This window comes from Bacillus sp. JK106 (assembly GCF_053663355.1).
In genome coordinates this window covers 20,626-43,578 of record NZ_JBSJQC010000003.1, presented here as the reverse complement: position 1 = coordinate 43,578, position 22,953 = coordinate 20,626, and the positions used below count along the sequence as shown (strand labels likewise).

Below are 22,953 nucleotides of genomic sequence, written 5' to 3'. Positions count from 1 at the left end.
CAGCAGCGCCCCGAAAATTCGGGGCGTTTTTTTACAGCTTCTGAAGAAACCCGGCAAACCGCTGAATTTGTTCACGTAACGATTGTTGGTTTTCGTGAAATTGTTTGAAACGATGTCCGTTTGCTCCGGACGGATGCGGGAAACCTTCCAGAATGACCGCATGGCCCATTCTGCCGTTCTTCTTCAGCATGCGGCAGGCCGATTCTGCTGCTTTACCGAGAGGGATAAGCAGAATGTCCTTTTTCATCATTTCTATTTCATCCGGAAAACATGTCAGCGCGTAACGGCTGAGAAGAGCTGATCTGCTGATTGCCGGCCGGTGTCCCGTATAGTTTTTCTGTTTATAAAAAACAGGGTGTTTAATAACGGATGTCGTATGAAGCAGCTCCCGTTTTGAATCAAATAACCGGGATGAATCCTCAACGTGAAGCGCGGCCGGCAGACCGCATTCATTAAACATTTCGATGATGTGCTGCCTCATGGAACCGGAAAGTCCGGCCGCTTTTTTTGTCTCATATGCTATCACCTCAAGAGATTCGCCGTTTTTTAAAAGCTGTGCCGCTTTTTTGTAAGCCCGCTGCATCTGAAAAAAACCGGGTGTAATTCCGGAGATGACAACCGCAGCATGTGGGTTGATATACTCATTATGAGGCGAATCATACATATCCAGATCTCCGTCCTTGGCTAAATGGAACTCCGGAGTCAGCAAATCCGATTTTGTAAATCCTTCCGAAGATGATAATGCTTTGAGCTGCTGCAAAAAATGCGCAAGCCGCTCACGATCGCAAATCATGTTATGCCTCCTTGAATCCGCCAGTTTCTCTTAGTGTCATCAAAAACGTCGGATGACATGCACGCTCATAAACCGCTTTTACCGGCGTTCCAGAGCATTTTCAGGACGTGAGGCGTTCCTTTAACTTCGGCTGCCGTCGTTTGCACGGCTGTTTTTTTAGTAAGAAAGTCTTCCTGCAGTTCTTTCTGCTTTTGTGATAACAAACGGGTTTCTGTTTTGATTTCTTCAACGGACGTCTGCATAGACGCTGTTGCGGCGTTAATCTTCTTTATATCAGGCGCTGTGTTTCTTTTAAAATGCACGGCGGATACGGCTGCATAAATTAATGCGGCAGCCGCAACGGCAGCACTGATATACAAAATGATGATCATCTGCTTTTCACTCCTTTTTTTCAGTTGATACCCTTTACGGATCGTGTTGAATCATTTTATTTGCTAATTGTTTTTTTTCTGCTTATAATGTGAAATCGTACATAAGGACATTCAGAAAGGGTGAAAGACATGGAAAGCCTACAAAACAAAACGGCTCTTATCACGGGTGCGGGCAGAGGAATCGGCCGCGCCGCCGCTATCGCTTTAGCAAAAGAAGGAGTCAATATCGGTTTAATCGGACGTACAGAAGCAAATGTCGAAAAGGTTGCGGAAGAAGTGAAAGCCCTTGGTGTAAAGGCATCATTCGCTGCTGCCGATGTGAAAAACCAAAAAGAGGTTGAACAAGCCGTCTCCTCTATTAAAGAAGAACTCGGTGAGGTTGACATCCTGATTAACAATGCCGGAATCAGCAAATTCGGCGGATTTTTGGATCTTACGCCTGAAGAGTGGGAAGACATCATTCAAGTTAATGTAATGGGTGTATACCACGTGACACGCGCCGTTCTTCCTGAAATGATTGAGAGAAAATCAGGAGATATCATTAATATTTCTTCTACGGCGGGCCAAAGAGGCGCCGCGGCGACAAGTGCGTACAGCGCTTCTAAATTTGCCGTTCTCGGTCTGACCGAATCTCTCATGCAGGAAGTCAGAAAACACAATATACGTGTCAGCGCAATGACTCCGAGCACGGTTGCAAGCGACATGTCTATTGAATTAAATCTGACAGACGGCAATCCGGAAAAAGTCATGCAGCCTGAGGATCTTGCAGAATATATGGTTGCTCAATTGAAATTACATCCGCGCATTTTCATCAAAACGGCCGGTTTGTGGTCAACTAATCCTTAAACAAAAGGGGACCTGTCTTCGTGACGGGTCTTTTTTTGTTTTCGCAACCCGAATAAATAGGCATAAAGATCCGTTTTTGCAGAAAAAAGAGTGAAAAAGAAACCGATATAAGCTATAATTAAACTAAATAAACTATGTACCAAATGTTCACTAAGATTATTTTTCCCGCCTCCAAAAAACAAATCAATACAAACCAAACTGTCCGAACAATAAAAGGGAAAACGGAATATAAAGAGAATATTTAGTACATGGAATAATTTGTTGGAAGGAAGGGTGTGCACATATTGAAAGAAGAAAAAAGAAGTTCAACCGGTTTTTTAGTGAAACAAAGAGCCTTTTTAAAGCTTTACATGATTACAATGACAGAGCAGGAACGGCTTTACGGACTGAAGCTTCTCGAGGTGCTGCGTTCGGAATTTAAACCCATCGGTTTTAAGCCGAATCATACCGAGGTGTACCGTTCACTTCACGAACTTTTGGATGACGGGATTTTAAAGCAAGTAAAAGTGAAAAAAGAGGGAGCCAAACTCCAGGAAGTCGTTCTCTATCAATTTAAAGACTATGAAGCTGCGAAGCTTTACAAAAAACAGCTGAAGACAGAGCTTGACCGCTGCAAAAAGCTGATAGAAAAAGCCATTTCAGATAATTTTTAAATCCGGCCGGAACGCACCCGGCCTCCCGGGCTCTAAAGGTTTGTTCTGTGATTCATTATACATAATAACAGGCTCGGAACAATACATATCAATAAAACCTTCAAACTTGACATCGACTCCTGAAGTGGTAACATAAAAAACGTGTGAAAAATACGAACAAAATACGAACAAGGGAGATGTTACCGATCTTAGATCAAAAGAAAGTTGCTTTTATCGGAGCAGGATCAATGGCTGAAGGAATGATATCAGGCATGGTCCGCGCAAAAAAAATTCCCAATCAAAACATCTGCGTGACAAACCGCCGCAATACAGAGCGACTCGCTGAATTGGAACATCAATACGGAATTCAAGGCATTGCTTTTGACAGCATGAAAACCGAAGACATTGATGTCTTTATTTTAGCCATGAAACCGAAGGATGCTGAAATCGCTCTTGCTACGCTGAAACGGCGTATCCAACCTCATCAAATCATCCTGTCTGTTCTGGCAGGCATAACAACCTCATTTATACAACAATCATTACATGACCGTCAGCCAGTTGTAAGAGTGATGCCGAACACATCCAGCATGATCGGCGAATCGGCAACAGCTGCGGCTTTCGGAGACCATGTCTCTTACGGTTCAGCAAAAACCGCGGTATCCCTTTTGGAATGCCTCGGGGAAGTGTACGTGATCAAGGAAGATCAGATGGACATTTTCACCGGCATCGCAGGCAGCGGACCGGCGTACTTCTATTATTTAATGGAGTTTATTGAAAAAGCAGGTGAAGAAGCCGGCTTAGACAAACGGCTGTCCCGCAAAATCGGCGCGCAAACGTTATTGGGCGCTGCTAAAATGCTGATGGAAACGGGTGAAAAACCGGATGTGCTTCGGGAAAACATCACCTCTCCAAACGGCACGACGGAAGCCGGCCTCGATGCGCTCAGGTCAGAAGGCGGCGGAGAAGCCATTGCCAAAGCCATTAAACATGCGACCGAACGTTCTATTGAGATCAGCAAAACAATTGAAAAAACGGCAGCACTATAATCGTTAAGAAACAGGAGTGATACAGTGACGTCTCGGACGAAGATCAAAAGAGTCGCGGTGAAAATCGGAAGCAGCTCATTGACGAGCCTGCACGGGGAAATCAGCAGAAGAAAGCTGGAAGCATTGGTGGATCAAATCGCACAGCTGAAAGACAGCGGCTATGAAGTGATTTTAATATCTTCCGGCGCAGTGGCGGCAGGTTATCGGAAGCTCGGATTTATTCAGAAACCGGAAGGCCTCCCTGAAAAACAGGCTTCTGCTTCCATCGGGCAGGGATTATTAATGGAGGCTTATTCAAAGCTGTTTTTAGCGCACGGTTATGTCGCATCACAAATATTAATTACAAGAAGCGACTTTTCCGATGAATACCGCTACCATAATGTGCGCAATACGATGAACGTCCTTTTGGAACGAGGCATTATTCCGATTATTAATGAAAATGACACGGTCACAGTCAACCGGCTGAAATTCGGAGATAACGATACACTCGCAGCGAAGGTGGCAGGTTTAATTGATGCCGACATGCTTGTGATTTTATCAGACATTGACGGTTTATATGATGATAATCCGCGCAGCAACCCGAAAGCGAAAAGAATCAGACATGTAAGCGACATCACTCCGGAAATAGAAGCAAGCGCGGGAGATGCCGGGAGTGAAATGGGAACCGGCGGAATGCGTTCGAAACTGGATGCTTTTAAAATTGTGATGGCCTCCGGTATTAAAGGCTTTCTCGGGCAGGCTAACATTCCGGACATTCTGCTTCAAGCGGTAGATGAGGCGGCTGAAGGAACTTATTTTGAAGCGGAAGGAACCCTGCCGTTAAACCACAAAGAACAATGGCTTGCATTTAATTCCGGCCCCGAAGGCGAAATTGTGATGGAAAAGAAAAGCAGCAACGATGTCGCGAACGGAAATATGGCACTGTCACCGCAGGATATCGAACAGATTAAGGGCAGATTCAGCAGCGGAGCGGTTGTCAGGCTGCTTGATCAGCAGGGAGAAGAGCTCGGACTCGGCATCGTCAACTATTCCTCAGCCCAGCTGAAGACATTTAAAGAAACGCCGCACAAACAGACCGATCAATCAGTCATTGATCCGGAAGCGTTTGTCTGCCACGTTGAACTATCCATTCCGATCGGCTGAGAAAGATCTATAAAAATATGAAAAAGCCCGAGGCTTCGTTTTGAAGCTCGGGTTTGTTTTTTATTGATATTGTTCAAGTTTGGAGAAAAATTGAATGACAAAATGATAGAAATCATTTGCAGACGGAGCCAGTTCTCTTCCTTTTGGTTTAATAATGCCTACGGTGCGCTTCACTTGAGGAAATTCAATCGGAATTTTGACCGTGAACCGGGGTGTGGTTTCTGCAAAGGTGCTTTCAGGTAATAAAGTAACTCCCATCCCCGCGGAGACTAATCCTTTAATGGCATCTAAATCCTCGCCTTCCGTCGATACAAGCGGCGCAAAGCCGGCCTGTCTGCAAGCGTCAATCGCCATGTTTCGGAGAATAAACCCTTCGGGAAATAAAACGAATTGGTCGCCGCGCAGATCAATTAAATGAATATTTTTCTGTTTGGCAAGCGGATGATGCAGCGGAACAAGCGCGTAAATCTTTTCCGTGAATAAGATATTGCCTGTTATGTCGGGGAATTCCGTGGGAACGGGGCCGAGCAGCGCAGCATCTATATCTCTGTTTCTTACCGCTTCGATTAAAAACTTATAAGAACCCTGGCGGAGCAAAAACTCAACGTTCGGGTATTCCTCTTTAAATGCCGAAATCACAGTCGGCAAAAGCTGGCTTGCAAGGCTCGTCGGAAATCCTATTTTGACGGTTCCGCGATTCGGATCAAGATATTCATCAATTTGTTCCTTCGCATAATCAATTGCTTTCATCGCCGTTTTAACATGTTCTAAAAATTGTTTGCCGATCGGCGTTAATTTAATATTTCTGCCTTCCCGTTCAAATAAAGTGACTTTCAGCTCTTCTTCAAGATTTGCAATCTGCCGGCTGATGGCGGATTGTGCGACATGCAGATGATCAGCCGCTTCTGACACATGTTCCCGTTCTGCTACCTCCATAAAATACCGAAGCTGGCGTAATTCCATTGCGTTCACACCCATCTATCTCATTTTGAGATGTATTTGATCTAAATTATATATTGTTTATATTGTTTTGAAAACTTACAATTAATTTAAAGTTGTCAGATTTTATGACCGATAATTAACGGAAACTGATCGGGGGAGAGGAATTATGACTTACAATCAAATGCCGAAAGCACAAGGTCTCTACCGTCCGGAATTTGAGCACGATGCATGCGGAATCGGCTTGTATGCCCATTTAAAAGGGAAACCTTCACATGACATTGTCAAAAAAGGACTGAAGATGCTTTGCCAGCTGGATCACAGAGGAGGACAGGGCAGTGATCCGAATACGGGTGACGGCGCCGGCCTGATGGTTCAGATCCCTGATGCTTTTTTTAAGAAAGAGTGCGGAGAAATGAAGCTGCCGGAAAAAGGCCGTTACGGGGTAGGAATGGTCTTTTTCTCGCAAAATGAAGAGGAAAGAAAAAAGATCGAAAAACAGGTGAATGCATTCATTGAGCAGGAAGGACAGATTGTTCTCGGCTGGAGAACCGTCCCTGTAAATGTCGGAAAAATCGGAACAGTGGCACAAAGCACTTGCCCGTATGTGCGTCAAGTATTTATCGGAGCCGCAAACGATTTGAAAGACAGCCTTGCTTTTGAACGCAAACTGTATGTCATCCGGAAGCAGGCGGAAAATTGGGGCGTTCAAGAACAGCTTGATTTTTACTTCGCAAGTTTGTCAAGCCAGACTATTGTTTATAAAGGGTTGTTAACGCCTGAGCAGGTTGACACTTTTTATTTGGATTTGCAGGATGAAACCTTTGTATCTGCATTTTCACTCGTGCATTCAAGATTCAGCACAAATACCTTTCCTACTTGGGAACGTGCCCATCCGAACCGCTATCTGATTCATAACGGAGAAATCAATACGCTCCGGGGCAACATCAATTGGATGAGAGCGAGGGAGCAGCAGTTCGTTTCAGAAAGCTTCGGAGACGATCTTCACAAAGTGCTGCCGATTTTAAATGCTGAGGGCAGTGACTCATCCATTCTTGATAATGCGTTTGAATTTTTCGTGATGGCGGGGCGGAAACCGGCACATACGGCAATGATGCTGATTCCGGAACCATGGACAGAAAACACTCACATGTCTAAAGCGAAACGGGCTTTTTATGAATATCACAGCTCTTTAATGGAGCCGTGGGACGGGCCGACCGCCATTTCGTTTACGGACGGAAAACAGATCGGCGCCATCCTTGACCGTAACGGCCTGCGTCCGGCACGTTACTATGTGACAAAAGATGACCATATTATTTTCTCATCTGAGGTCGGCGTTATTGAAGTGGAGCAGGAGAACATTCTTCATAAAAAACGTCTGGAGCCCGGAAAAATGCTGCTCATTGACTTAGAGGAAGGCCGGATTATTTCAGATGAAGAAGTAAAAACAGAAATAGCCAATGAATTCCCGTATCAAAAATGGCTTGAAGAAGAATTGGTTCAAGTGAATCCTGACCCGGAAATCCGGGAAGAGGAACAATTCGATGATCTTCTCGTCCGTCAAAAAGCGTTCGGCTATACGTATGAAGATATTCAGAAGTATTTAATTCCTGTTATTAAAGAAGGCAAGGACCCGCTCGGCTCTATGGGAAATGATTCGCCGCTCGCCGTTTTATCCGATCGCGCCCAATCACTGTTTCATTACTTTAAACAGCTGTTTGCGCAAGTCACAAACCCGCCGATTGACGCGATCCGCGAGCAGCTTGTGACCTCTACGGTGACATGGCTTGGAGCTGAAGGCGATCTGCTGCATCCGAGTGAAAGAAATGCACGCCGCATAAAATTGTATACTCCTGTATTATCAAACGAACAGTTTTATGCGCTGAAAACACTTGTGCACCCTGACATTAAGAGCCAGAACATCCGCACGCTGTTTTCCGATGACCTGGAAAAAGGCCTGAAGGATTTGTTTCAGCAAGCGGAAAAAGCGATCAAGGAAGGCGTATCTCTGTTAATTTTATCTGACAGGGCAATGAGTAGGGAATTGACGCCGATTCCGCCGCTTTTGGCCGTCAGTGCGCTGCATCAGCATTTGATCCGTCAAGGCCTGCGAACAAAAGCAAGCATTATCGTTGAATCCGGGGAAGCGCGTGAAGTTCATCACTTTGCGGCTCTCATCGGGTATGGTGCCGATGCTGTCAATCCGTATTTGACTTATGCTACGTATAAGCAGGAAATCGATGAAGGCCGGCTTGATATTCCGTATGAAGAAGCTGTCAGCAAATACGGAAAGAGCGTAACAGAAGGCGTCGTGAAAGTGATGTCAAAAATGGGGATTTCAACTGTGCAAAGTTACAGGGGCGCCCAAATTTTTGAAGCGGTCGGCATCGGTGAAGACGTTATCGCCAAATACTTTACCGGTACTGCATCTCAGCTTGGCGGAATCGATATTGAGACGATTGCGCAAGAAGCGAAACAGCGCCACCAAGCGGCGTACAAGGATGATTACAGCCAAACTCTTGATCCGGGAAGTGAATTCCAATGGCGGAACGGGGGAGAGCACCACGCTTTCAACCCGAAAACCATCCATACGCTGCAATGGGCCTGCCGAAAAAATGATTACAGCCTGTTTAAGCAGTATTCTCAAGCAGCGGATGAAGAACGAATCGGATTTTTACGCAATCTGTTCGCCTTCAAAGAAGACCGCAAGCCTTTAAAATTAGAGGAAGTTGAATCAGCTGCGTCCATCGTGAAACGTTTTAAAACAGGAGCGATGTCGTTCGGTTCATTAAGCAAGGAAGCCCATGAGGCTTTAGCGATAGCGATGAACAGGCTTGGCGGAAAAAGCAACAGCGGAGAAGGCGGCGAGGATCCGAAACGTTTCGTTCCGGATGAAAATGGCGACGACAGAAGAAGTGCGATTAAACAGATCGCTTCCGGCCGTTTCGGCGTAAAGAGCCATTATCTCGTCAATGCGGATGAATTGCAGATCAAAATGGCGCAAGGGGCGAAGCCCGGAGAAGGCGGTCAGCTTCCGGGGAACAAAGTATATCCGTGGGTCGCGGATGTCCGCGGTTCTACACCAGGTGTAGGGCTGATCTCACCGCCTCCTCACCATGATATTTATTCAATTGAAGATTTGGCGCAGCTGATCCATGATTTGAAAAATGCAAATCGAAGCGCGCGAATCAGCGTCAAGCTCGTGTCAAAAGCCGGTGTCGGCACGATTGCGGCCGGTGTGGCAAAAGGCACTGCGGATGTTATCGTCATCAGCGGCTACGATGGCGGAACGGGCGCATCGCCGAAAACGAGTATTAAACATACCGGTCTTCCGTGGGAGCTTGGTCTTGCAGAAGCTCACCAAACGCTGATGCTGAACGGCTTACGGGATCGCGTAGTATTGGAAACGGACGGTAAGCTGATGACAGGCCGAGATGTCGTGATGGCCGCCTTGCTCGGTGCGGAGGAATTCGGCTTTGCTACAGCGCCGCTTGTCGTTCTCGGCTGCGTCATGATGCGCGCCTGCCATTTAGATACATGTCCTGTAGGTGTCGCGACGCAAAATCCGGAGCTACGCAAAAAATTCATGGGCGATCCTGACCATATCGTAAATTACATGCTGTTTGTCGCAGAAGAAGTGCGTGAATATATGGCGCAGTTAGGCTTTAAGACGCTTGATGAAATGATCGGACGGACAGACGTTCTTCATGTCAGTGAACGTGCGAAAGCGCATTGGAAAGCGGGCCAGCTTGATTTATCCACACTGCTGTACCAGCCTGAAGGCGTACGCACTTTCCGTACGGCGCAAAACCATAAAATCGACGAGTCGCTTGATATGACGGTTATTCTTCCGGCGGTGCAGGCTGCAATTGAAGCCGGTCAGGAAGCGGAAGCTGAAATCAAGATCAATAATACAAATCGCGTAGCCGGAACCGTGACGGGAAGTGAAATTTCTAAACGCTACGGAGCGGAAGGCCTGCCGGATGATACGATCAGACTTCATTTTACCGGATCAGCCGGACAGAGTTTCGGAGCATTTGTCCCTAAAGGGATGACGCTTCATTTGAACGGGGATTCAAATGACTACGTAGGCAAAGGGCTTTCAGGCGGAAAAATCATCGTGAAAGCGCCTGATGCCTTCAATTGTGAAACACACGATAACGTTATTATCGGGAACGTCGCATTTTACGGAGCAACAAGCGGGGAAGCGTACATTAACGGGCGCGCCGGTGAACGTTTTGCAGTCCGTAACAGCGGAGTCAATGTCGTTGTAGAAGGTATCGGAGACCACGGCTGTGAATACATGACAGGCGGCCGGGTTGTCGTCCTCGGCGAAGTCGGCAAAAACTTCGGGGCGGGAATGTCAGGCGGTATCGCATACGTCCTGAGTGAAGATGCCAAAGCATTTAAACGCAAATGCAACATGGAAATGATTTCATTTGAAAAGCTGACGGATGAGGCGGAGATCAAAGAAGTGCAAGAAATGGTCAAACGGCATGCGGCGCTGACAAACAGCAAAAAAGCCGCAGATCTCCTGGACAATTGGGAAAAAGCCGCAGAAACCTTTATCAAAATCATTCCGAAAAACTATAAACAAATGCTCCTCAGCATCGAAGAACAAAAAGCGGCGGGTTTATCAGAAGAAGACGCAATTATGTATGCTTTTGAAGCCAATACAAAGGTCCTCCAAACGCCTGCCAAAGATCAAAAACAAGCGGTAGTACAGTAAGAAAGGGGAGAGGAACATGGGGAAACCAACTGGATTCATGGAAGAAAAACGAGAAAAACCGGCTGAGCGGGACCCTCTCACTCGCTTAAAGGATTGGAAAGAGTATTCGGCTCCATTTTCAGATGAAGCGTCAAAGCGGCAGGGGGCGCGGTGTATGGATTGCGGCACACCGTTTTGCCAAATCGGCGCTGATATCAACGGTTTTACCTCCGGCTGCCCGATTTATAATCTGATACCGGAGTGGAATGACCTCGTCTATCGGGGGCGCTGGAAAGAAGCCTTGGAGCGCCTTCTGAAAACGAATAACTTTCCTGAATTCACAGGGCGGGTCTGTCCCGCTCCTTGTGAAGGATCTTGTACGCTGGCCATTTCAGATCCGGCTGTTTCAATTAAAAACATCGAGCGGACGATCATTGACAAAGGTTTTGAAAATGGATGGATTCAGCCGAGAATTCCCGCGAAACGCACAGGTAAAAAAGTCGCTGTCGTCGGTTCAGGCCCGGCAGGTCTGGCAAGCGCTGATCAGCTGAATCAAGCCGGTCATTCCGTAACGGTCTACGAGCGTGCCGACAGAGCCGGCGGCCTGCTGATGTACGGCATTCCGAGCATGAAGCTTGAGAAAAATGTCGTCGAACGCCGTATTAAGCTTTTGACGCAGGAAGGTATAGATTTTGTGACAAATACCGAAATCGGCGTTGACATAACGGCAGATGAGCTGAAAGAACAATTTGATGCCGTCATTTTGTGCACAGGCGCCCAAAAGCAGCGTAATCTGCTGATTGAAGGCCGGGAAGCAAAAGGCGTCCATTATGCGATGGACTATTTAACACTGGCGACGAAAAGCTATTTAGATTCCAACTTCAAAGACAAACAATTTATAGACGCTAAAGGGAAAGATGTCATCGTGATCGGCGGAGGAGACACAGGAGCTGACTGCGTGGCAACCGCGCTGCGCCAAAAAGCGCGCAGCGTGCACCAGTTCGGGAAACATCCTAAACTTCCTCAGACGCGCACGAACGACAATATGTGGCCTGAACAGCCGCACGTCTTTACCCTTGAATACGCCTATGAAGAAGCGCAGGCAAAGTTCGGCAAAGACCCGAGAGAATATTCAATTCAGACGACAAAAATGGTGGCCGATAAGCAGGGCCGCTTACAAGAGATCCACACCATCCAAATGGAAAAAGTCAGAAACGAATTCGGAAAGTATGAATTTCATGAACTGCCCGGTACAGAAAAAGTCTGGCCTGCTCAGCTGGTGTTCATCGCCATCGGTTTTGAAGGAACAGAACAGCCATTATTGAAACAGTTCGGTGTCGATTCGGCAAATCATAAAATTCAGGCGGCATATGGGGATTATAAAACGAATGTTGACGGTGTTTTCGCCGCAGGGGATGCGAGAAGGGGCCAAAGCCTGATTGTATGGGCGATTAATGAAGGCCGGGAAGCAGCGCGCGAAGTCGACAGTTATTTAATGGGGAGCACTGTTTTACCGTAAATAAAGGGGTTTATTTATAAAACCGGCTGGGAACAGCCGGTTTTTCGTATTGAAATGGAACCTCCTTCTTCTTGTATTGGTCATATAAAGGAAATATGGAAATGGAAGATAAATATGGAATTTTGTTTTACAGAGCGGAGAGATTGTTTTCTTCCGGAGACTGAGACGATTTGCAAGCCTTGAGCTGTCGATCACGGTGCTGCTGACGGCGGAAGTCATCGCCGCCGTTTATTATGACGCCTTAAAAAACGTGACGGGCTCTGTGTGTCTGCAGTCGATTTGCGGGCAGATTTTAATCGATGAAGAACAACATTTTGAATTTCAAGCGGAAACGCTAATAAACAAATAAGGAAACGGACAGGTCCGCTCCTTTTTTTAGACATCTACACGAAAGCCAATATTGCCGAACTGCCGTCCTTCCCGCATCCTGTTAAAAGCGGCAGCTGCTTCACCGAGAGGGTACATGCGGTCGATAATGGGACGGATGCCGCAGAGGTTTATCAATTCCAGCATATCCGCGAATTCCTCATTGCTTCCCATTGATGTACCGAGAATATGAATCTGCGGAAAAAACAGCGAGCGAATGGGAAATCCGAGCTGATCGCCTGAACTGGCGCCGAATGTTACGATCCGGCCATTCGGTTTAATAATGTCAAGATAGTGTTGAAATAAGGCGGGGCCTACACCGTCAAGTATGATATCTGCTTTTTCGCCATTCAGCGCCTCATTCCAGTCACCGTAGCTGTCAATCGCCCGGTCTGCACCGTATGACAGTGCGGTTTGTTTTTTGTTTTCACTGCGGGAGGTGACGCTGACTGTCGCTCCGATAGCTTTTGCCATGAATAAGGCGTATGTTGCCACGCCGCTTCCGATGCCCGGAAGGATAAGGTGTTCGCCTTTTTTTAATTGTCCTTTTGTAAATAAGGCGCGATAAGCGGTTAATGCTGATAACGGCAGGACGCCCGCTTCCTCCCAAGTCAGGTGTTCGGGTTTTAAAACGGCATTTTCCGCAGGAACGATGACATAAGGTGAAAATGTTCCGTCGTTCGGACCGCCTAAAATATCAGGGACGGCTGGTACGTCCTCAACAGTCTTCCAATTCAGCACCGGGTTGATGATGACTTCTGCATTCAATAAATGAGACCGGACGCCGTGTCCTATTTCGGTTACGATTCCCGCGCCGTCTGAACCGAGAATAAATTCATGGTTTCCGGTTTCGTGTTTTTTCATTAAAAACAAATCACGATGGTTTAATCCGGCTGTTTTCAGCTTTATTTTTACTTCGCCGTTCCCCGGCCTTTTGTCAGGTGCCTGCCTGAAATCAAAGCCATTTTCGTGTATGATAAGGGCATTCATCATTCTTCTCTCCTTTATGATTGATGAGAAAAATTTTACAGGCTGTATCAGCTGCAGTAAATAAATGAAAATTGATAGCCGGCTATCAATAAAAATCATAGCAAGAAGGTGCCCTTACATGGAAAGCGGAGACTTAAAGATTTTTCAGGCTGTCGCCCGCAAAGGAAGTATTTCAAAGGCGGCAGAAAGCCTGCATTATGTTCAATCAAATGTGACAAACCGGATTCAGCAGCTGGAACGGCAATTGCAAACACAGCTTTTTTACCGCACAAATCGGGGAATGACGCTGACGCCAGCAGGTGAAAACTTATTAAAAGACGCAGACAGAATCCTTCAATTGCTGCATAAGGCGCAAAAAACAGCGCAAGAGGCAGGCGATCCGAACGGCCCGCTTCGAATCGGTTCTCTTGAAACGGCGGCAGCCGTCCATCTCCCTCAATTTTTCACGGAGTATTGCAGCCGCTACCCGAAAGTACAGCTGTCGCTGTCAACGGGTGATACACATACCTTAGTGCAGCGCGTTCTACACTATGAGCTGGACGGCGCTTTTGTTTACGGACCGGTCGAATATGAAGATCTTGAGCAAGTCGCTGTATTTCAAGAAGAATTGGTCTTGGTTTCAAATAAGCGGGAAGGCAGTTTGCAAGACTTGCTGCGAGAGCCGATTCTGTATTTTGCCGCGGGCTGTTCGCACCGCCGCAAAATAAAAAACATACTGAAAGAAGAGGCAGTGCCCGCACATAAAATCATTGAATTCGGTACGTTGGAAGCCATTATTGGGGCGGTGCAGGCGGGGATGGGGGTCTCCTTTCTGCCTGCATCAGCCGTCCGTTATTTTCAAAACAGGAAAAATCTTTTTCTTCATGAGCTTCCTGAACATTTTCGGAATATGAATATATCATTCATCTACAGGAGTGATTTATTTTTGACATCGGCGTTTGAAGAACTGCTGAATGGATTAAAAACATTATCGAACGGAAAATGAGAAAACAGAACAGCTGTGTACGCCAATTTTTTTTTCGTTCCGGTTTTCTCAAAAAGAAAGCGGGTATCCGGGCTGAGCTCGATCAGCGTGATGAAAAACTCGGCTATAAAATCAGAGAAGCACAAATGAAAAAAATACCGTATATGGCGGTTGTGGGAGATCAAGAGTGCCGCCATCATTCTGTACATGTAAGGCAATACGGGCGGGAAAACACATTTGAAGAGAATGTGAGTGATTTTATGTCCCGGATCATAAGAGAGACAAAACAAAAAATAGAGATTCAAGAAAAACAACATTGACATATCGTAAAATCACGATATAATAAAGCGTATGAAACCTATTGATGTTTTTAAAGCGTTGTCTAATGAGTCACGGCTTGAGATTTTACAATGGCTGAAAGAGCCGGACCGTCACTTCGCACCGCATGATGGCATTGATATGAATGAGATCGGAGTATGTGTCAGCCAGATCACCGATAAGCTCCAGATGACACAGTCAACGGCGTCTCAATATCTTTCCATCCTTCAGCGGGCAGGCCTTATCCAAACAAAACGGATTGGCAAATACACCTATTATAAAAGAGATGAAGATGCGATAAAGGCGATGGCCGATTATTTTCAGCGCGAAATGTAGGGCTGAATCCTTTAGAAGAGGGATTCAGTTTCTTTTTCCGACTACACATCGACATATTGCGATTTGTTTCTGTTTGTTCAATTATTTATATCGATATATCACAATATATCTTTATATAAATCATCAATGAAGGAGTGTGTCAGGTGCAAAATACCTGGAAGATTTACATTTTGGCAATTATCAGCTTTTTAGTGGGGACGTCTGAATATGTGATATCCGGGATGCTTGATAAAATTGCAGGTTCCTTGGGAGTTACTGTGGCAGCAGCAGGGCAGCTGATTACGATTTTTTCACTTGTTTATGCAATCGGAACGCCTGTCATGATGGCCCTTACAGCAAAACTGGACAGAAGGAAGCTCATGATCTATGCTCTTGGATTGTTTGTAATCGGAAATATCATTTCATTTCTCGTACAGGGATACGGCTTATTTGCGGCAGCCCGGGTGATCATGGCGCTTGGAGCAGGAACTGTGGTGGTCACCGCGCTTACGATCGCAGCAAAAATCGCTCCCCCGGGAAAACAGGCAAGTTCTCTCGCAACCGTCATTATGGGGTTTACGGCGGCGCTCATTATCGGTGTTCCGATCGGAAGAACCGTGTCTGAAGCTTTCGGCTGGAAGGTGGTTTTCGCCGGAATTGCGGCAATCGGAATCATTGCTATGCTTATTATACGTTTCGCGTTGTCTGAGATAAAAGGAGATAAACCGGTGCCGCTCATTCAGCAATTTTCTCTTTTGAAGAAACGAAAGGTGGCTGTCGGGCTTGCCATTACGTTTTTTTGGCTCGGAGGCTATTCGGTTGCGTATACGTACCTTTCTCCGTATTTACTGAACGTCACTCATATCGGCAGCGGAATACTGAGTACATTGCTGCTTATTTTCGGTGTTGCAAGTCTTGCCGGTTCTAAAGCAGGCGGTTTCAGCGCAGACAAATGGGGGGCGCGTATGACATTAACCGGCGGAATGGCGCTTCATGCTATCATGCTCATGTTATTGCCGTTTGTCACACATTCTGCTTTCGGAGCGGCGGCAGTGCTTATTTTTTGGTCCTTCGCCGCCTGGTCATCAGGACCTGCTCAGCAGTATCATTTGGCAACGATGGAGCCTGAATCATCGGGTGTATTACTTGGCCTCAACCAGTCCGTGATGCAGCTGGCTATGGCGGCCGGGGCGGGCATCGGGGGCCTTGTTGTCACTCATCTGTCTCTTGCGTCAGTGACATGGATCGGATCAGCGGGTGTTGTCATCGCGATGTGCAGCGTGCTTTCACTTGCCTCGTTAACATCTGAAAAACCCTCATCTGAATACAGTGCAGAATAAACAAAAGCCTCATTTCTCAGCTTGAGAAACGAGACTTTTTGTCTAGTTATTTTTTATATTGTTTCAAGTTTACGCCGATTGCGGCTCCGTTTCGGCTTGAGTCGGCAACTCCGGTGAAGGTGCCGTTTTCACGGTCGATCAGGATGCTTTGCACATTACCGATATCAACCGGGCTGCTGCCGAATTTATGCCCCATTTCGTTCAGTTTTGTGCGGGCTTCTTCCGGCACTCCTTTTTCATATCGATAGGATGTCATGCTGTTTGTGTAAATTCTCGGCTCTTCGACCGCCGCTTTCAGATCCATGCCGTACTCAACTTTGTTCAGGATCGTTTGCAGGACGGAAGAAATAATCGTTGCTCCGCCGGGAGAGCCGACAGTCAGGACAGGTTCGTTATTTTTGAATAAAATAGTCGGAGTCATGCTGCTGAGCGGACGTTTATTCGGCTGCACTTCATTTGCGCCGCCAGGTACCGCATCGAAGTCTGTTAACTCATTATTCAACACAACGCCGTATCCGGGAACCATAATGCCGGAACCGAACAGCTGTTCAATCGTTGTCGTATAAGATACGACATTGCCGAAGCGGTCAGTTACCGTGAAGTGAGTCGTTTGGCCTTCTTGTTTGTCAGTCGGCTGCTTCACTTGTTTATAGTTTGCAGAACCTTCCTGATAGGCCCAAGGGTCGCCGGCTTTCGGTTTTTTATTGACTTTATCAATATCTATCAGCTGTCTGCGGGCATTGATATAATCTGGATTCAAGAGGCCTTTGAGAGGGACGTTGACGAATTCTGGATCCCCGGCAAATGCGGCGCGGTCAGCATAAGCCAAATGCATCGTTTCTGCGAGAAGCTGATATTTTTGCCAAGAACGGATATCATATTGAGAAAGCTTAAAATCATCCAGGAGGTTCAGCATTTGCAACAGGAAAACACCGCCCGAGCTTGGAGGAGGAGCAGTTGCGATATGATAGCCCTGGTAATTCCCCCAGATCGGTTCGTCAATCGTCACATTGAAGTTTTTGATATCTTTTTCTGTCATTGAGCCGCCGAATTCCTGCACTGTTTCCGCAAGCTTTTTGGAGAATGCACCGTCATAGAATGCTTTTGTGCCTTTGTACTTAATAGCTGTAAATGTTTTGGCTAAGTCTTTTTGGATGAGTGTGTCTCCTTCTTTCAGAGGTTCTCCGTCCGGAAGAAACACGTCTTTTGCAGCGGTGTGTGATAATTTGTCTTTATAATCTGAGATGGCATCAGCTAAAACCGAATCGATCGGAAAGCCTTTTGAGGCAAGTTTAATGGAAGGGGTGATGAGTTGTTTCATGGAGCGTGTGCCCCATTTGTCGAGCGCTTTTTCAAGTCCTTTTAATGTTCCCGGAACACCGACTGCAGTCCCTTTAGTAACGCGTTCGGAGAAAGGAATGGCTTTGCCGTTCTCGTCAAGGAACATATCCGGTGTTGCGCCTGCCGGTGCGCGTTCCCGGCTGTCGATAATGGTGGTGTCTTTTGTCTTCGCATCATAAACCATCATAAATCCGCCGCCGCCGATTCCCGACATCATGGGCTCAGTTACGTTTAATGCGAATTGAATGGCAACCGCGGCGTCAATTGCATTGCCGCCTTTTTTCAGCACGTCGGCACCGATTTGTGAAGCGAGAGGATGGGCGGTGGCAACCATGCCGTCTTTGCCGACATCTACCTGTTTGTAGTCGTCATAGGAAAACGGGTGTTTCTTAGCCTGAGCGTGATAAGGGATGCTTCCGGCCGCGAGCAAAGTACTGAGCAGAACGATAAAACAGAGATTCATAAACTTTTTCTTTTTCATAGTCTGCCTCCTTTGTTTTCCGCTTACAATTATAGAGTAAGTAAAATGTGCTGTTTTCACAAGTGACAAACGGAATAGTCCGGTGCGCAAAAAGCCGGAGTTTCTGTGTGAATGTAATCAGTCGCAAATAGGCTAAATGGGAAACCGGACAGAAAAAGCTGTGAAACAAGCATAAAGACAAAAAATAAGCTACAATAAACAAAACAGAATTCACTCACATGACATATGAAAGGAACGTGAGCCATGTATTTAACAATCAAAGAGACAGCTGAGTTTACCAGTCTTCCTGAAGAATATGTGCACAATCTTGTTTTGACGAATAAAATAAGGGCCGTCCATGACGGACAGCAATATTTAATCAACAAGGAACAATTTCAAACCCATCTCGAACAGCTGGAAAAATATAAGGAAATGATTCAAGAGTTTTTAAATGAGCCGCTTCCTGAAGACATTGATGTAAAAGATGAAGACTAGGACACAATTTCATATTGTGTCTTTTTTTTTCATTTTTTTCGGTTGCTCACAAAAAAACGAATGCTCAGATTTCGTTTTAAGGACGTTGTTTTTCTTTTTTAATACCGTGAGTATCTATTGATTTAAAAGCCCGCCACCGGGTCGAAAATGATGTTTTTGAAGACTTCGATGAAACTGCATGCCTTATTCCCCTTATGTAACACTATGTATATTATGTTACATAAGGCCCTTTATCCTTTATCATTCAACAGGTTTCGGCTATAATAGTAACATAATGCTCAATATGTTACTTTACTAATTATAAGGGGTTTTTTGATGCATATCGTACAGCCGATCCGAAGTTTGGAGAAGATCCAGGAAGTCAAACAGTATTTAATGAAGAAAAGTGATCGTGATTATTTTTTGTTTATTTTCGGCATGAACAGCGCACTGCGGATTTCTGATGTTCTGCCGCTTCGCGTGAGGGATGTAAGGAACAAAGACCATGTGTGGGCAACCGAAAGCAAAACGAGAAAGAAAAGAAAAATTCTGATACTGGAGTCTTTAAAGGCCGACATATACGCTTATACAAAAGACATGAAAGAGGATGACTATTTGTTTAAATCGAAACGGACGAATAAGCCCATTTCCCGGATTCAGGCATACAGAATATTAAAGGAAGCGGCAGCCGCTTGCGGATTGGAGGAAATCGGGACGCATACGCTTAGAAAGACGTTCGGGTATCATTTTTATCAGAGGACAAAAGACATTGCTGAACTGCAGAGGATTTTGAATCATTCTTCTCCGTCTATTACAATGCGTTATATCGGAATAGATGAAGATACGACGAGAGCCGCCTATAAAGTGTTCGGAGGGCTGTAGGCTTGAAAAAAACGGCCGCCAGCGTTACTATAATAGAAGCAGGCTCTAGTAGCACAGCGGATAGTGCAGCAGTTTCCTAAACTGCAGGTCGGGAGTTAGAATCTCTCCTAGAGCGTTTTTTGTATAAGATAGGCGCAGATTAATAATGTCGGCAAAACAGAAAACCCCTTGTTATACAAGGGGTTTTTGAGTTTAATATTTTGCAAGAACCTGGTGGAAATGATGTGAAAAAAGCCCGCTGTAAGCAAGCGGGCTTTTTCTTATATGACAGCATCAAATTGATTGACTTTCCAAACGTTGTTTTCTTTTACGAATGTTACATCGCGTTTTGCTGACGGGGAACCGTCAAGAGTCGGTACAGTGAAGCGGTATGTTTGAACGCTTCCTTTTTTAGAAAGAAGAGTCATTTTTGCTTTTTTCCAATTCAGGAGGTTATCTCCGTCGCCGACCGGAACAGCCAATTTGCCGTCTTTTACAGTGAAGTGGTAATCTTTGAGCCCTTTGTCAATCGCTTGCTTTGTAAAAGCGGGTGTCAGATATTTTACGGCTTTCGCTTTTGTTCCGAGGTCTTTGCACATAAATACGTATTGAAGATTTTGATATTCAAACGGTTCAGATGTGCAGTTTGCGTTTGATTTAAGCGCACCGCCGCTCATCGTGTTCCAGAAATGCTCTCTCGCTGACAGGGCCAGCTGAAGTGCTTGTTTTTGTGTAAGGTCATTAGATGCATTTTTTGCGGTCGCCGCAGTGCCCAATGACAGAATCAATGTAATAGTAGTGAGGAATAATAGCCATTTTTTCATGATATAATCTCTCCTTCAATCAATCTCTTTCTCTTATGTTACAAATGTTACAATAATTACGGTAAGATTACAATACCTTTTCAGAAATATTTTCCGGACTTTTTATTTTTATGGTTTATTTCCATGTAAGACGTGAGAAAAAGATAAAGAGTTTCATTGAACAAAAGGTTTTTACAAGCTGTCTGCTGAATAATAAAATGGAAGAAAATCAAAAAAGGAGTCCTACATATGGAAGTACAAGATCATTTAGAAACAGCGGAAGGCCGCGGCCAGTCTGTCTGGCGATCGATGTCACTGTTTTTAGTGCCGCTGCTTTTAAGCAATGTATTGCAATCTGTCGGCCAATTGGTCGGAATGGTATTTGTCGGAAGGTGGCTCGGAGTTGATGCGCTTGCTGCCGTATCGTCTTTTTTTCCGCTGTTTTTTCTGCTGATCTCCTTTACGATCGGAATCGGTTCGGGAAGTTCCATTCTGATCGGTCAGGCATACGGCGCGAAAAACGAAGAGAGGATGAAGGCGATTGTCGGCACTACACTGACTTTTACCTTTATGCTCGGTGTTGTTCTGGCAGTTGTCGGCAGTGTGTTTACGCTTGATATTCTGCGGCTGATGGGAACGCCGGAAAACGTAATAGATATCAGTGTCAGATATGCGCGCATTTTGTTTTGCGCAATGCCGCTGATGTTTTTATATTTTGCGTATACGACATTTTTACGCGGAACGGGAGATTCAAAGACTCCGTTTTATACGTTAATCGTCAGTACAGTCATAAACATCGGGCTCTTGCCCTTATTGATTCTCGGGCTTTTCGGACTTCCGAAGTTCGGCATTTACGGTTCGGCGTATGCAACCGTGATTTCAAACATCGTGACATTTATCGTACTCATGGTTTATTTGCGGAAAAGGAAACATCCATTGGCATTTGACCGGACTGCGCTCCGTTCTCTTAAAATGGACAAAAAGCTGCTCGCGCTTTTACTCCGTCTCGGGATTCCGTCGAGCATCAATATGATTCTCGTGTCACTTTCTGAAATTGCGGTCATTTCATTTGTCAATCATTACGGATCAAACGCGACGGCTGCTTACGGGGTTGTCAACCAAGTGGCGAGTTATGTGCAGATGCCGGCGGTAAGCCTCGGTATCGCCGTTTCAATTTTTGCCGCCCAATCCATAGGAGCTAATCAATTCGGCCGGCTGAAGCAGGTCATCAAAGTCGGGATCGGCCTGAATTATTTGATCGGCGGGGTTTTGATTGTGCTGATTTACACCTTCTCCCGGCAGATACTGGCTTTGTTTTTAACAGATCAGGATACACTCCGCATTGCCCGCAATCTGATTATGATTACCCTTTGGAGCTATTTGATTTTCGGTCACGCTCAGATTGTTTCAGCAACAATGCGGGCGAGCGGTACGGTGTTATGGCCGACGATTATCAGCATTTTTGCGATTTGGGGAATTGAAGTGCCTGTGGCCTTTATTCTTTCTCATTATACGAATCTCGGCATTCTCGGCATTTGGGTCGGTTATCCGGCGGCTTTTGTCGTCAGCCTGCTGCTGCAATACGGATATTACCGGTTTGTATGGAAGAAAAAACAGATTACCCGGCTGATTCAATAAGGTTTTACCGCACATCGCTCAATTCATACGGGCGATGTTTTTTTAGAGAAGGAAAATGAGTTTAGAAAATGGAATTCCTATACATGCTAGAAAACAAGGAAAGGGCAGGTGCTTATGACGATTGAACATACGACTTATTTAGGAGTTTCAGCCATAAAAGCGGAGACTGATCAGGCTGAATGCATCATTGTGCCGGAGTGGGGATCAAATGTCATATCGCTTCGGGATAAAAGAACCGGTATGCGGCTTCTGAGAGAACCGGAAACTGCGGAGGAATTCCTCAAAAAACCCATGCTGTACGGCATTCCCGTTTTATTCCCGCCGAACCGGATTACGGACGGGACGTTTCGTTTTGACGGGCGTGCGTATCAATTCGAGATAAACGAAGAGGATAAACATAATCATATTCACGGCTTTCTTCACAATCAGCATTGGAAAGCGGCGGCAGCGAGAGAAGAGGGGGATGGAATGACAGTCGAAACAGAAATTGATCTTTCAAAGATTCCCCGTGTTCATAAACAATTTCCGCACGATGTCATTGTCCGGATGACCTATACATTAAAAGACAATGTGTTTACGCAGCGGGCGCTGATTATGAATAAGGGAACGGAGGCTTTTCCTTGGGGGCTAGGCTATCATTCCACATTTGTTTTCAATGAAGAGCGATCCCGTCTATTTTTGACGGCTGACCGCATGTGGGAATTAAATGAACGTTTCGTACCGACGGGCCGTTTATTGGATGTTCCTGATAAAGAAGCGTTCCGTCATGGAATGTCTTTGAAAAATAAACAGTTTGACGATGTTTTTCTTTCTTCCGGACGGAATGGCGGCAATAACGAAGCTGTTATTTATCATCCGGATGAGCAATTATCCGTTTTGTATCAAGCGGACACGTCTTTCAAGCATTGGGTGGTATATAACGGTGACGGAAAGCAGGGGTTTGTCAGTCTTGAGCCTTATACTTCCGTTACAGATGCATTTAATCTGAATCAGCCTGCATCACTGACAGGGCTTCAGATTCTGAAACCGGGCGAAGAAGCGGCTGCGTCATCCAGGATCACCATTTTGCATGACGAAGAATAGGAA

General features: G+C 45.7%; 20 protein-coding genes, 1 tRNA gene and 1 pseudogene. 16 read left to right on the top strand and 6 right to left on the bottom strand.

Going from position 1 to position 22,953, the window contains the following annotated elements:
- Positions 1-31: 31 nt before the first annotated feature.
- Together ACWJJS_RS10515 and ACWJJS_RS10510 are read right to left on the bottom strand one after the other, a co-directional pair.
- Entirely contained in the window at positions 32-793 is a 762-nt protein-coding gene (locus ACWJJS_RS10515) for a hypothetical protein (RefSeq protein ID WP_454023561.1), read from the bottom strand.
- Between the two features lie 65 nt (positions 794-858).
- Positions 859-1,164, bottom strand: coding sequence for a DUF948 domain-containing protein (locus tag ACWJJS_RS10510; protein WP_003153826.1), 306 nt, complete (start codon positions 1,162-1,164; stop codon positions 859-861).
- 129 nt (positions 1,165-1,293) lie between these two features.
- Between ACWJJS_RS10510 and ACWJJS_RS10505 the strand changes: the two genes are divergently transcribed.
- The 4 genes from ACWJJS_RS10505 (at position 1,294) to proB (ending at position 4,831) form a co-directional block, all read left to right on the top strand.
- Positions 1,294-2,010 carry a 3-ketoacyl-ACP reductase gene (locus tag ACWJJS_RS10505; protein ID WP_015417604.1) on the top strand — a complete coding sequence of 239 codons (717 nt, stop codon included), beginning with the start codon at positions 1,294-1,296 and terminating at the stop codon, positions 2,008-2,010.
- A gap of 284 nt (positions 2,011-2,294) precedes the next feature.
- A complete protein-coding gene (gene rtp, locus ACWJJS_RS10500; protein WP_003153833.1) occupies positions 2,295-2,663 on the top strand; it encodes a replication termination protein in 369 nt (122 codons plus the stop codon).
- A gap of 176 nt (positions 2,664-2,839) precedes the next feature.
- A complete protein-coding gene (gene proC / locus ACWJJS_RS10495; RefSeq protein ID WP_014418088.1) occupies positions 2,840-3,688 on the top strand; it encodes a pyrroline-5-carboxylate reductase in 849 nt (282 codons plus the stop codon).
- A 24-nt stretch (positions 3,689-3,712) separates the two neighbouring features.
- Complete coding sequence (proB, locus tag ACWJJS_RS10490) at positions 3,713-4,831, top strand: glutamate 5-kinase (protein ID WP_176283360.1); 1,119 nt, start codon at positions 3,713-3,715, stop codon at positions 4,829-4,831.
- Positions 4,832-4,891: 60 nt separating this feature from the next.
- On the opposite strand, the gene ACWJJS_RS10485 is transcribed toward proB, so the two are convergent.
- Positions 4,892-5,794: a LysR family transcriptional regulator gene (locus ACWJJS_RS10485; RefSeq protein WP_003153836.1), complete on the bottom strand. Its 903-nt coding sequence runs from the start codon at positions 5,792-5,794 to the stop codon at positions 4,892-4,894.
- Between the two features lie 145 nt (positions 5,795-5,939).
- Between ACWJJS_RS10485 and gltB the strand changes: the two genes are divergently transcribed.
- From gltB to ACWJJS_RS10470, 3 genes are all read left to right on the top strand, one after another.
- Positions 5,940-10,499, top strand: coding sequence for a glutamate synthase large subunit (gene gltB, locus ACWJJS_RS10480; protein WP_454023560.1), 4,560 nt, complete (start codon positions 5,940-5,942; stop codon positions 10,497-10,499).
- A 16-nt stretch (positions 10,500-10,515) separates the two neighbouring features.
- Positions 10,516-11,997 carry a glutamate synthase small subunit gene (gene gltD, locus ACWJJS_RS10475; RefSeq protein ID WP_003153838.1) on the top strand — a complete coding sequence of 494 codons (1,482 nt, stop codon included), beginning with the start codon at positions 10,516-10,518 and terminating at the stop codon, positions 11,995-11,997.
- A 196-nt stretch (positions 11,998-12,193) separates the two neighbouring features.
- Positions 12,194-12,346 carry a hypothetical protein gene (locus ACWJJS_RS10470; RefSeq protein WP_153986667.1) on the top strand — a complete coding sequence of 51 codons (153 nt, stop codon included), beginning with the start codon at positions 12,194-12,196 and terminating at the stop codon, positions 12,344-12,346.
- A 26-nt stretch (positions 12,347-12,372) separates the two neighbouring features.
- Here ACWJJS_RS10470 and ACWJJS_RS10465 read toward each other — a convergent pair whose 3' ends face one another.
- On the bottom strand, positions 12,373-13,353 hold the full coding sequence (locus ACWJJS_RS10465) for a zinc-binding dehydrogenase (RefSeq protein WP_369614731.1): 981 nt from the start codon (positions 13,351-13,353) through the stop codon (positions 12,373-12,375).
- A 118-nt stretch (positions 13,354-13,471) separates the two neighbouring features.
- Here ACWJJS_RS10465 and ACWJJS_RS10460 point away from each other — a divergent pair, with 118 nt between their 5' ends.
- From ACWJJS_RS10460 to ACWJJS_RS10445, 4 genes and pseudogenes are all read left to right on the top strand, one after another.
- A complete protein-coding gene (locus ACWJJS_RS10460; RefSeq protein ID WP_102422274.1) occupies positions 13,472-14,338 on the top strand; it encodes a LysR family transcriptional regulator in 867 nt (288 codons plus the stop codon).
- A gap of 53 nt (positions 14,339-14,391) precedes the next feature.
- Positions 14,392-14,637, top strand: a pseudogene (locus tag ACWJJS_RS10455) (His/Gly/Thr/Pro-type tRNA ligase C-terminal domain-containing protein); the annotation flags it as partial.
- Between the two features lie 31 nt (positions 14,638-14,668).
- Entirely contained in the window at positions 14,669-14,971 is a 303-nt protein-coding gene (locus ACWJJS_RS10450; RefSeq protein ID WP_003153841.1) for an ArsR/SmtB family transcription factor, read from the top strand.
- A 143-nt stretch (positions 14,972-15,114) separates the two neighbouring features.
- Positions 15,115-16,290, top strand: coding sequence for an MFS transporter (locus ACWJJS_RS10445; RefSeq protein ID WP_326360866.1), 1,176 nt, complete (start codon positions 15,115-15,117; stop codon positions 16,288-16,290).
- 46 nt (positions 16,291-16,336) lie between these two features.
- Here the strand turns inward: ACWJJS_RS10445 and ggt are convergent, their stop codons facing one another.
- Positions 16,337-18,112, bottom strand: a complete 1,776-nt coding sequence (ggt, locus tag ACWJJS_RS10440; RefSeq protein ID WP_326360864.1) for a gamma-glutamyltransferase — start codon at positions 18,110-18,112, stop codon at positions 16,337-16,339.
- A 243-nt stretch (positions 18,113-18,355) separates the two neighbouring features.
- Between ggt and ACWJJS_RS10435 the strand changes: the two genes are divergently transcribed.
- The 3 genes from ACWJJS_RS10435 (at position 18,356) to ACWJJS_RS10425 (ending at position 19,562) form a co-directional block, all read left to right on the top strand.
- Positions 18,356-18,586, top strand: coding sequence for an excisionase family DNA-binding protein (locus ACWJJS_RS10435; protein WP_003153848.1), 231 nt, complete (start codon positions 18,356-18,358; stop codon positions 18,584-18,586).
- 315 nt (positions 18,587-18,901) lie between these two features.
- On the top strand, positions 18,902-19,447 hold the full coding sequence (locus ACWJJS_RS10430; RefSeq protein WP_003153850.1) for a site-specific integrase: 546 nt from the start codon (positions 18,902-18,904) through the stop codon (positions 19,445-19,447).
- A 42-nt stretch (positions 19,448-19,489) separates the two neighbouring features.
- Positions 19,490-19,562, top strand: a tRNA-Arg gene (locus ACWJJS_RS10425).
- A gap of 145 nt (positions 19,563-19,707) precedes the next feature.
- Here ACWJJS_RS10425 and ACWJJS_RS10420 read toward each other — a convergent pair.
- Complete coding sequence (locus ACWJJS_RS10420) at positions 19,708-20,250, bottom strand: IseA DL-endopeptidase inhibitor family protein (RefSeq protein WP_015417595.1); 543 nt, start codon at positions 20,248-20,250, stop codon at positions 19,708-19,710.
- A gap of 228 nt (positions 20,251-20,478) precedes the next feature.
- Between ACWJJS_RS10420 and ACWJJS_RS10415 the strand changes: the two genes are divergently transcribed.
- Both ACWJJS_RS10415 and ACWJJS_RS10410 read left to right on the top strand, forming a co-directional pair.
- On the top strand, positions 20,479-21,867 hold the full coding sequence (locus tag ACWJJS_RS10415) for an MATE family efflux transporter (RefSeq protein WP_454023559.1): 1,389 nt from the start codon (positions 20,479-20,481) through the stop codon (positions 21,865-21,867).
- A 114-nt stretch (positions 21,868-21,981) separates the two neighbouring features.
- The gene (locus ACWJJS_RS10410) at positions 21,982-22,950 is read left to right on the top strand and encodes an aldose 1-epimerase (RefSeq protein ID WP_156734926.1); all 969 of its coding nucleotides are present in this window, start codon (positions 21,982-21,984) and stop codon (positions 22,948-22,950) included.
- Positions 22,951-22,953: the final 3 nt, after the last annotated feature.

Coding starts and splice junctions, on each gene's coding strand:
- gltD (WP_003153838.1), top strand. CDS start 10,516: ATGGGGAAACCAACTGGATTCATGGAAGAAAAACGAGAAAAACCGGCT.
- gltB (WP_454023560.1), top strand. CDS start 5,940: ATGACTTACAATCAAATGCCGAAAGCACAAGGTCTCTACCGTCCGGAA.
- ACWJJS_RS10435 (WP_003153848.1), top strand. CDS start 18,356: ATGTATTTAACAATCAAAGAGACAGCTGAGTTTACCAGTCTTCCTGAA.
- ACWJJS_RS10465 (WP_369614731.1), bottom strand. CDS start 13,353: ATGAATGCCCTTATCATACACGAAAATGGCTTTGATTTCAGGCAGGCA.
- ACWJJS_RS10450 (WP_003153841.1), top strand. CDS start 14,669: ATGAAACCTATTGATGTTTTTAAAGCGTTGTCTAATGAGTCACGGCTT.
- ACWJJS_RS10515 (WP_454023561.1), bottom strand. CDS start 793: ATGATTTGCGATCGTGAGCGGCTTGCGCATTTTTTGCAGCAGCTCAAA.
- ACWJJS_RS10505 (WP_015417604.1), top strand. CDS start 1,294: ATGGAAAGCCTACAAAACAAAACGGCTCTTATCACGGGTGCGGGCAGA.
- ACWJJS_RS10410 (WP_156734926.1), top strand. CDS start 21,982: ATGACGATTGAACATACGACTTATTTAGGAGTTTCAGCCATAAAAGCG.
- ACWJJS_RS10485 (WP_003153836.1), bottom strand. CDS start 5,794: ATGGAATTACGCCAGCTTCGGTATTTTATGGAGGTAGCAGAACGGGAA.
- ACWJJS_RS10460 (WP_102422274.1), top strand. CDS start 13,472: ATGGAAAGCGGAGACTTAAAGATTTTTCAGGCTGTCGCCCGCAAAGGA.
- ACWJJS_RS10430 (WP_003153850.1), top strand. CDS start 18,902: ATGCATATCGTACAGCCGATCCGAAGTTTGGAGAAGATCCAGGAAGTC.
- ACWJJS_RS10510 (WP_003153826.1), bottom strand. CDS start 1,164: ATGATCATCATTTTGTATATCAGTGCTGCCGTTGCGGCTGCCGCATTA.
- proC (WP_014418088.1), top strand. CDS start 2,840: ATGTTACCGATCTTAGATCAAAAGAAAGTTGCTTTTATCGGAGCAGGA.
- ggt (WP_326360864.1), bottom strand. CDS start 18,112: ATGAAAAAGAAAAAGTTTATGAATCTCTGTTTTATCGTTCTGCTCAGT.
- ACWJJS_RS10415 (WP_454023559.1), top strand. CDS start 20,479: ATGGAAGTACAAGATCATTTAGAAACAGCGGAAGGCCGCGGCCAGTCT.
- ACWJJS_RS10420 (WP_015417595.1), bottom strand. CDS start 20,250: ATGAAAAAATGGCTATTATTCCTCACTACTATTACATTGATTCTGTCA.